The following is an 8,938-nucleotide window of genomic DNA, read 5'->3' on the forward strand; positions in this document are numbered from 1 at the left end:
GCCCCGGCTGGCGCCCCGCCGGGGCCGGTGGGTGGCGCCGGTGTGAGGCCGGTTTAACCTGAGCCTGGACGACCGAGACCGGACCCGGCCGCGGTACCGAGCAGTTCGAGGAGCCCCGCAGATGTCCACCGACACCCTTGTCAGCCTGGCCGCGCCCATCTCCGAGGAGGGCGGCCCGGGCCTGTTCCTGCGGATCATCGTGATCGCGTCCTTCGTGGGCATCGGCCTGCTGGTCTGGGCCATGGCCCGCGCGTTCAAGAACAACTAGCCCCGGGCCGCTCGGGGCCCGTCCACCGCGTGCGCCCCGGCCCGCGCTCACGCCCGGTCAGCGGCGGTGGGCCGCCGAGCGGTTGCCGTGTAACCCCCCGTACGATGACGGGTGGGCCCTCACCGGCCCGAACAACCCCCAGGTCCGTTCACCGAGCCGAGAAGGTCCCGCCGACCATGAGCACTGCTGCCGCACTCCCCGTTCTGAACCTTCTCGCCGAGGGCGGCGAGGGGGGCAACCACGACAGCCTGAACCCGGCCCTGACCGGTGGTGCCGCGCTGGTCATCCTGCTGCTCCTGCTCTTCATCACCACCCGTTTCAACCGGGACCGCTGAGCCCGGTCCTGGGGCCGCTCGGGGAGCGTCCGGCTGCCGGCCGGCCGCTCCCTCACGCGTCTGCGGACAATCCCCACGAGGGCCCCACCCGGCCGTTCCCGCACCGTAACGGGTGTCGCGTAAGGTGTGGCGGCATGGGAGAGCAGGCCGGGAATCCCGGCGGACCGGAACCGGTGAAGAAGCGCCTCGGCGTGATGGGCGGCACCTTCGACCCGATCCACCACGGCCACCTCGTCGCCGCCAGTGAGGTCGCGAGCGCGTTCCACCTGGACGAAGTGATCTTCGTGCCGACCGGGCAGCCGTGGCAGAAGAGCGACCGCCACGTCACCCCGGCCGAGGACCGCTACCTGATGACGGTCATCGCCACCGCCGAGAACCCGCAGTTCTCGGTCAGCCGGATCGACATCGACCGCGAGGGCCCGACGTACACCGTCGACACCCTGCGCGACCTGCACGCGCTGCACCCGGACGCCGACCTCTTCTTCATCACCGGCGCCGACGCGCTCGCCCAGATCCTGTCCTGGCGCGACTCCGACGAACTCTTCTCGCTGGCCCACTTCATCGGGTGCACCCGGCCGGGGCACACCCTGTCGGACGCCGGGCTCCCGGTGGGCGGGGTCTCCCTGGTGGAGGTCCCGGCCCTGGCCATCTCCTCCACGGACTGCCGCAACCGGGTCGCCAAGGGCGAGCCGGTCTGGTACCTCGTCCCGGACGGCGTGGTCCGCTACATCGACAAGCGGGCGCTGTACGCGCCGCGCGGGGACTGAGCCAGGAGCGGTGCATGACTGATCGCAACGACGGCCGGCGGCCGGAGGACTGGTCCACCGGGCAGTACCAGCAGCCGTACCAGGGCTACCAGCAGCCGGAGCAGCACCCGCAGCCGCAGCCGCAGTCGTACGAGCAGCAGCAGTACGACCAGTACGGGCAGCCGGTGTACGGGCAGGACCCGTACGGCTACCAGCAGCAGGGCTACCAGGGGTACGACGGCTACCAGCAGGGCGGCCACACCGGACAGTTCCCGCAGCCGCAGTACCCGCATGCGCAAGCGCAGCCGCAGTCGCAGCCGCAGTCGTACGAGCAGCAGCAGTACGACCAGTACGGGCAGCCGGTGTACGGGCAGGACCCGTACGGCTACCAGCAGCAGGGCTACCAGGGGTACCAGCAGCAGCCGTACCAGGCCGCCGCCCCGGTCGCCGCCGAGCCGCAGGCGCCCGCGCCCGCGCCGGCCGAGGCCGCCGTGCCCTCCGCCGCCGTGCCCGCCGCGGCCACCGCCGCCGCGCCGCCGCGCGCGCGGGCGTCCCGGTCCGCCACGGAGCCGACGGCGGCTCCGGCCAAGGCCGAGCCGCCGTCCGAGCAGGTCGCCGGGACGCGGGCCGGGAAGGCCGGCGGCAAGGCGCCCAAAGACAGCTACACCACGGGCGAGTTCACCTTCGTCGACGAGGAGGCGGAGGAGACCGAGGACGTCATCGACTGGCTGAAGTTCGCCGAGTCCCGCAGCGAGGTGCGCGCCGAGCGCCGCCGCAAGCTGCGCAACCGGCTGATCGGCCTCGGCGTGGTGGTGGCCCTCGCGGCCGGCGGCGTCGGCGGGTACCTCTTCCTCACCGGCGACAAGCCGACCGCGGCCGCCGCCGCCGGCGGGCGCCAGGTCAACGTCGTCCACCTGCGCGACCTCCAGGGCAAGGTGTCCAGCGCGCTGCTGGTCAACGACGCCTCAGGGAAGAAGGGCACGGTGCTGCTGCTGCCCGACAACCTGCGGCTGCCCGGCCCGGGCGACCCGCCGGTCACCACGATCGGCCAGTCCATGGACGGCATCGGCGCCTCGGCGACCCGCGAGGGCCTGTCCGCCGTGCTCGGCGCCCCGGTGGCCGGCACCTGGCGGCTGGACACCCCGTACCTGGAACTGCTGGTCTCCCAGCTCGGCGGCGTCCGGGTGGACACCAACGCCGAGACCCACGAGGGCGGCAAGCCGGACGGCAAGCTGCTGTCCGCGGCCGGGAAGAACACCATGCTCAGCGGGAAGGCCGCGGTCGCCTACGCCACGCTGCAGAACCCCGGCGAGAACCGGGACGCCCAGCTGGCCCGGTTCGGGCAGGTGATGGACGCCGTGGTGCGCACCATGCCGACCGAGTTCAAGGACGCCAAGGACGACGTGCACCGGATGAACGCGGTGCTGGACCCCTCGCTGCCCGAGGACGCCCTCGCCGGGGTGCTCGTCCAGCTCGCCCAGCAGGCGAAGGACGGCCACTTCGGCACCGCCGCGCTGACCGTCAAGCCGGACGGCAGCCTGGACGAGGCGACCGCGGGCAAGCAGGTCAAGGACGTGCTGGGCGGCACCGTGAAGTCCGCGGCCGCCGGGAACGCCCCGGCCCGGGTCGCGCTCCAGGACGCCACCGGCAACGACGCGGCGGCCGCCGCCGCGCAGGTCCAGATCGTCAACTCCGGCCTGACCTTCATCCCGGGCGGCGCCAAGGCCGCGCCCCAGCCCGCCAGTGAGATCCGCTACACCGACGACGCCCGGCAGGGCGCCGCGAAGTCGCTGGCGACCAGCCTCGGCCTGCCGGACACGGCGGTGAAGAAGGTGACCGGCGACACCCAGAACGCGGACCTGATGGTCGTGCTCGGCAAGGACTACCAGCCGCCGAAGAACCAGTAGGGCGGTCGCCCGGGGCCGCGCGCGCCCGGGAACCGTGCGACGGCGGCCCGGGCGGGCGCGGAAATCGGTTCCGGGCCCGCCCGGGCGGCGTGAGATCCTGGAAGGCGACCCCGGCCGCGCGCCGGGGCGCCCCAAGCCGCCGAGCCGGAAGAACACCGTGACCGTCACCGACCACAGCCAGCAGCTCATCACCGTCGCCGCGCAGGCGGCGGCCGACAAGCTCGCGCACAACATCATCGCCTTCGACGTCAGCGAGGTGCTGTCGATCACCGACGCCTTCCTGATCGCCTCCGCGAACAACGACCGCCAGGTCCGCTCGATCGCCGAGGAGATCGAGGACCAGCTGCGCGAGCAGCTGGACATCAAGCCGGTGCGCCGCGAGGGCGAGCGCGAGGGCCGCTGGATCCTGCTCGACTACCTGGACATCGTCGTGCACGTCCAGCACTCCGAGGAGCGCTCCTTCTACTCGCTGGACCGGCTCTGGAAGGACTGCCCCGAGCTGCCGCTGCCCGAGGACGCCCTGGCCTCGCGCAACCGTCCGGACGCGTACACCGACGAGGCCGGCAACGCCGTCGCCCCCGCCGACGACTTCGGCAAGCCCGAGGACCTGCACTGAGCCGGGGTGCGCGCGGTCCGCGCATCGTCTTCTGGCGGCACGGCCAGACGGCCTGGAACCTCGAATCGCGCTTCCAGGGCACCACGGACATCGAGCTGACCGGCCAGGGCGTCCTGCAGGCCCAGCGGGCGGCCCGGCTGCTCTCCGGGCTCCGCCCCGACCTGCTGATCTCCTCGGACCTCAAGCGCGCCCGGCGCACCGCCGCGGAGCTGGCCGAGGTCACCGGGCTGGACGTGCAGCACCACGAGGGCCTGCGGGAGACCTTCGCGGGCTCCTGGCAGGGCCTGACCAACGCCGAGATCCGCGAGCGCTTCCCGGCGGAGTACGAGGCCTGGTCGGCCGGCGAGCCGGTCCGGCGCGGCGGTGACGGTGAGCTGGCCACCGAGGTCGCCGACCGCTCGGTGCCGGTGGTCCTGGAGGCCGTCGGCAAGCTCCCGGCGAACGGCACGCTGGTGGTGGTCAGCCACGGCGGGACGATCCGCACCATGCTCGGGCGGCTGCTCGACCTGGAAGCGGCCCAGTGGGAGCGCTTCGGCGGGCTGTCCAACTGCTGCTGGTCGGTGCTCGGCCTGGGGGCGCGCGGCTGGCGCCTGCTGGAGCACAACGCGGGCACGCTCCCGCAGCCGGTCATCGGCGACGACACCTGAGCGGTACCGGCGCGGGCGGCACCCGGACCGGGCGCCGGGGGCCTCACGGGGCCCTCGGCCGGGCCGTCGGCCGGGCCCCCGGCGGGGACCGGAGGGAGCGGATTTCGCAGTTCCGGCCCTGACCAGCTAGAGTCTTCCTCGTTCGCAGGGAAGGAACGCGGCCCGGAAGGGAAGCGGGAGATCCGGTGAGTGCGGGGCTATAGCTCAGTTGGTAGAGCGCTTGCATGGCATGCAAGAGGTCTGGGGTTCAATTCCCCATAGCTCCACTCCGCATCGGCGGTCGTGGTCAGCCAGGGTCGCCCGTGTCGCGGGGCTATAGCTCAGTTGGTAGAGCGCTTGCATGGCATGCAAGAGGTCTGGGGTTCAATTCCCCATAGCTCCACAGTGGTTCGGAAGGCCGTCGCCCAAGGGGTGGCGGCCTTCCGGCGTTTCGGCCTCCCGTTTCGTTTCGGCCCGTCGGCCCGTCGGGCGTTGGCCCGTCGGGCCTCGGGGCCTCGGGGCCTCGGGTCCTCGGGTCCTCGGGGCCTCGCGGTTCGGACGTCGGGCCCGGCGGGGGTGCTATTCCTCGCAGGTGTGGGCCCAGCCGCCGGGCGGCAGCGAGGCGAGCCGCTCCACCCGGGCCCGGTCCTCCGGGCCGGCCGGCACGTACACCACGATGTAGCACTCGGGCACGCCCGGCATCGTCAGGTAGGTGGCGTTCAGCCGCAGCAGCCCGACCTCCGGGTGGCGGAACACCCGCGGCCAGGACTGCGGCGGCGCGACCTCCTGGCGCTCCCACAGCTCCCGGAACAGCTCGCTGCGCGCGGACATCCGCTGCACGTGCTCCTCCCAGGCCGGCTCGCCCACGTGCCGGCCGTACGCCGCGCGCAGCACCGCCACCATCCGCGGCAGCGTCTCCTCCCGGTTCTCGCACGGGTTGCAGCACGGCGGGGCGGTCAGCATGCACCAGAGGCTGTTGAACACCACCCCGCGCGACGGGCGCATCCGGTCGGTGCCGAACATCGCGCGGTACGGGCCGTTGAAGCCCAGCACGTCGAACCGGGTGTTGGAGACCGCCGCCGGCAGCGGGGCCAGCGAGTCCAGGATCACCTGGATCGACGGCGACAGCTCCGGCCCGGCCGGCAGCGCCCGCTCCGAGGCGGACACCCCGGCCAGCCGGAACAGGTGCTCGTGCTCGGTGCCGTCCAGCCGCAGCGCCCGGGCCACCGCCAGCAGCACCTGCTCGCTCGCGTTGATCGGCCGCCCCTGCTCCAGCCACGTGTACCAGGTGACCCCGACCCCGGCGAGCTGCGCGACCTCCTCGCGCCGCAGCCCCGGCGTACGGCGGCGCAGCCCCGGCGGCAGCCCGACGTCCTCCGGGGTGACCCGCGCCCGGCAGGCCTTCAGGAAGCGGGCCAGCTCGGTGCGCCGGCGGTCGCGCCCGCCGGCCGCGGTGGGCAGTTCCTCCAGGACGGTCATGGCCCCATGGTGCCGCAGCCCGGGCCGCCGATACAGGTGCTGCCAGTACCAGGATCGGCAGGCTCTAACCACCAGTACCGGTACGGCCCCAGGCTGATGCCATGACGGACCTTCAGATCCGGCCCGGCGTGGCCGGAGGCACCACCGAGGCCCCGGCGGTACGGCCCGGGCTCCTCCTCGCGCTCGTCCTGTGCGGGCAGTTCATGGCCGTGCTCGACGTCTCCATCGTCAACGTCGCGGTCCCCACCATCCGCACCGACCTGGGCGCCTCCGGAGCCGCCCTCCAGTTGGTCATCGCCGGCTACACCATCGCCTACGCGGTGCTGCTCATCACCGGCGCCCGGCTCGGCGCCCGCTACGGCTACAGCCGGCTCTTCCAGCTCGGCCTGGCCGTCTTCACCGCCGCCTCGCTGGCCTGCGGCCTCGCCCCGGCCACCGGCTGGCTGATCGCCTTCCGACTGCTCCAGGGCGCCGGCTCGGCCCTGATGGTGCCCCAGGTGATGAGCCTGCTCCAGCGCACCTTCACCGGCGCCGCCCGGGTCCGGGCGCTCGGCCTCTACTCGGCGGTGCTGGCCGGCGGCATGGCGCTCGGCCAGGTGCTCGGCGGCGTCCTGGTCAGCGCCGACCTGTTCGGCGGCGGCTGGCGGCCGGTGTTCCTGGTCAACGTGCCGATCGGGGTGCTGCTGCTCGCGGCCGGCGCCCGGCTGCTGCCCCGGCTGCCCGGCGACGCCACCCGCGGCTTCGACCTCCCCGGCCTGGTGGTGCTCGGCGCGGCCCTCGGCCTGCTGGTCGTCCCGCTCGTCCTCGGGCACGAGCTGGGCTGGCCCGGCTGGGGCTGGGCGATGCTCGCGGCCGGCGTGCTGCTGTTCGGCCTGTTCGTGGCCGTCGAGCGCCGGATCGCCCGGCGCGGCGGGCACCCGCTGATCTCCGGGCGGGTGCTGCGCGCCCCAGGGCTGCGCCCCGCGGCCGCCGGGCTGTTCGCGATGATGGCGGCCTTCGCGGGCTTCATGTTCGCCTTCGCCCTGCACCAGCAGGCCGCGCTCGGCCACACCGCGCTGAAGGCCGGGCTCTGCTCGGCGCCCGTCGCGGTCGGCTTCGGCCTGTCCAGCATGCACTGGCACCGGCTGCCCGGCCGGCTGCACCGGGCGCTGCCGGCCCTCGCCGGGGCGCTGCTCGGCGGTGGCTACCTGCTGCTCGGGCTGCTGCTCGGCGGCGGGGCGGAGATCGGCGCCCCGGCGCTGGTGGAGATGGCCGTGCTGGGGCTGGTCGCCGGCTGCTCGTACGCGCCGCTGTTCGCCCGGGCGCTCGCGGGGGTGGCGCCCGAGGACGCGGCCGACGCCAGCGGCGTGATGGTGACGGTCATCCAGCTCGGCCAGGTGATCGGCGTCGCGGTGCTGGGCACGGTGTTCCTCGGCCAGGTCGACCTGCCGGCGCCGGCCGCCGAGTCGGGGGCGGCGCTGCGGACCACCCTGCTGGTCGACGCGGCCGCGGTGCTGGTCGCCGCGGGCTTCGCGGCGCGCGGTCGGCGGTCGGCGCGGGCGGCGCGGGCGGCGCGGTAGGTGCGGGCGGTGCGGTAGGGCGGTAGGTGCGGTAGGCACGTGACGGGGCGGTCGCGCGGCCGCCGGGCGCGTGCCGGTGGCCGCGCGCCCCGGATGTGAGGCGTACGCCCGGGGGCGCGCGGGCGGCGGGACGCCGGGGGCGCGGGTGGCCGGCTCCTGGGCGCGGGTGGCGGACCTCCGGCGCTCGGATCGGCGGGGCTGTCCGGGCTCCGGGGGCGGGCCCCCGGAGCCTGTGGCGCGGGCCTCGGGAAACGGATTTCAGGAGCACGCCCCGGACCGTGTAAAGTAGTCGATGTCGCCGAGGGAAACGGCCGGAAACAACCGGGAACCACGGTGACATCGCAGGTCAAGGGGCTATAGCTCAGTTGGTAGAGCGCTTGCATGGCATGCAAGAGGTCTGGGGTTCAATTCCCCATAGCTCCACAGCAGTCGAGAGCCGCCTCCCGGAAACGGGAGGCGGCTCTTCGCCGTTCTGCCCGTGCCACCGGTCGGAGCGCCCGGAATCCCGCTACCGTCGTGCCATGGCCGATCTGGAGCGAAGGCGGAACGAGGAACTGGCCCGGATACTCCACCAGCTCGGCTGGAGTCCGGAACGGCTCGCCCGCGAGGTGAGCCTCGCCCTGCCGCCGGGCCTCGCCATCAGCTCCACCGCCCCGTACAAGTGGCGCGACCGCGGCATGGTGCCGCGCAGCCCGCACGACCAGGCGGTCTGCGAGGTGCTCAGCCGCACCCTCGGCATCGCCGTCACCTACGAACAGCTCTGGGGCCGGATGGGCGGCCACCGCGGTGCCAAGATCCTCTCGCCCCGGCTGCTCACCGACCCGTGGACCGCCGACACCGCCCAGACCGCGCTGCGCGAGGCCGCCACCGACGCCGGGCCGGTCCGCCTCACCGACCTGTTCCGCAGCGCCGACCTCGACCAGGCCGCCGCCCGCCTCGACTCCCCGCCACCGCCCGTCGGCGGCGGCGAGGGCGCGCTGCGCGTCGAACCCGGGCTGGTCGGCGAACTCGGCCTGTCCTACCGCAGCAAGCAGAAGCTCGAACGGGCCTGCGGCGGCGGCCTCGTCCTCGGCCCCGTCCGGGCCGAACTCGCCATGCTGGCCAAGCTGCTGGAACTCGGCGCGTACGACGAACGGCTCGGCCGGGAGCTGTACGGCACGGCCAGCAGACTCGCCCGGCTGGCCGGCTGGGCCGCCTACGACCTCGGCCACGACGCGGCCGCCCAGCGCGCCTTCGTCGCCGCGCTGCGCGCCGCCCACGTCGCCGGCGACCCCCGGCTCGGGGTCGCGGTGCTCGGCGCGCTGGTCGTGCTCGCCTACTCCAAGACCGCGACCACCCCCGAGGGGCTCACCGACCAGGTCATCACCGTGGTGAACCTCGACCCGCACCACGCCCAGGAGGC

Annotated in this window: 8 protein-coding genes, 3 tRNA genes and 1 pseudogene; 11 read left to right on the plus strand and 1 reads right to left on the minus strand. The window is 74.1% G+C overall.

Going from position 1 to position 8,938, the window contains the following annotated elements; all coding sequences use genetic code 11:
* The first annotated feature begins 121 nt into the window (after positions 1-121).
* The 8 genes from ABZW03_RS31545 to ABZW03_RS31580 all read left to right on the plus strand — a co-directional run bounded on the left by ABZW03_RS31545 (position 122) and on the right by ABZW03_RS31580 (position 4,901).
* A complete protein-coding gene (locus ABZW03_RS31545) occupies positions 122-268 on the plus strand; it encodes a hypothetical protein (protein WP_355265845.1) in 147 nt (48 codons plus the stop codon).
* A gap of 176 nt (positions 269-444) precedes the next feature.
* Positions 445-603 (plus strand): hypothetical protein, encoded by a 159-nt coding sequence (locus ABZW03_RS31550; protein WP_355265848.1) that lies wholly within the window; start codon positions 445-447, stop codon positions 601-603.
* 134 nt (positions 604-737) lie between these two features.
* On the plus strand, positions 738-1,370 hold the full coding sequence (gene nadD / locus ABZW03_RS31555; protein ID WP_049658574.1) for a nicotinate-nucleotide adenylyltransferase: 633 nt from the start codon (positions 738-740) through the stop codon (positions 1,368-1,370).
* 14 nt (positions 1,371-1,384) lie between these two features.
* Positions 1,385-3,256 (plus strand): LytR C-terminal domain-containing protein, encoded by a 1,872-nt coding sequence (locus tag ABZW03_RS31560; protein ID WP_355265851.1) that lies wholly within the window; start codon positions 1,385-1,387, stop codon positions 3,254-3,256.
* A 157-nt stretch (positions 3,257-3,413) separates the two neighbouring features.
* The gene (rsfS, locus tag ABZW03_RS31565; protein WP_355265854.1) at positions 3,414-3,872 is read left to right on the plus strand and encodes a ribosome silencing factor; all 459 of its coding nucleotides are present in this window, start codon (positions 3,414-3,416) and stop codon (positions 3,870-3,872) included.
* Positions 3,869-4,519 carry a histidine phosphatase family protein gene (locus ABZW03_RS31570; RefSeq protein WP_355265863.1) on the plus strand — a complete coding sequence of 217 codons (651 nt, stop codon included), beginning with the start codon at positions 3,869-3,871 and terminating at the stop codon, positions 4,517-4,519. The genes rsfS and ABZW03_RS31570 overlap by 4 nt, the downstream gene beginning before the upstream one ends.
* A gap of 193 nt (positions 4,520-4,712) precedes the next feature.
* Positions 4,713-4,785 (plus strand) — tRNA-Ala (locus ABZW03_RS31575).
* A 43-nt stretch (positions 4,786-4,828) separates the two neighbouring features.
* Positions 4,829-4,901, plus strand: a tRNA-Ala gene (locus ABZW03_RS31580).
* Between the two features lie 176 nt (positions 4,902-5,077).
* Here ABZW03_RS31580 and ABZW03_RS31585 read toward each other — a convergent pair.
* Positions 5,078-5,977, minus strand: coding sequence for a helix-turn-helix transcriptional regulator (locus ABZW03_RS31585; protein ID WP_355265857.1), 900 nt, complete (start codon positions 5,975-5,977; stop codon positions 5,078-5,080).
* A 101-nt stretch (positions 5,978-6,078) separates the two neighbouring features.
* On the opposite strand from ABZW03_RS31585, the gene ABZW03_RS31590 reads away from it, so the two are divergent.
* The 3 genes and pseudogenes from ABZW03_RS31590 to ABZW03_RS31600 all read left to right on the plus strand — a co-directional run.
* Positions 6,079-7,536 carry an MFS transporter gene (locus ABZW03_RS31590; RefSeq protein WP_355265860.1) on the plus strand — a complete coding sequence of 486 codons (1,458 nt, stop codon included), beginning with the start codon at positions 6,079-6,081 and terminating at the stop codon, positions 7,534-7,536.
* A 350-nt stretch (positions 7,537-7,886) separates the two neighbouring features.
* A tRNA-Ala gene (locus ABZW03_RS31595) sits at positions 7,887-7,959 on the plus strand.
* A gap of 98 nt (positions 7,960-8,057) precedes the next feature.
* A pseudogene (locus ABZW03_RS31600) lies at positions 8,058-8,938 on the plus strand (hypothetical protein); the annotation flags it as partial.

Source organism: Kitasatospora sp. NPDC004799 (assembly GCF_040609095.1).
Taxonomy (GTDB): Bacteria; Actinomycetota; Actinomycetes; order Streptomycetales; family Streptomycetaceae; genus Kitasatospora.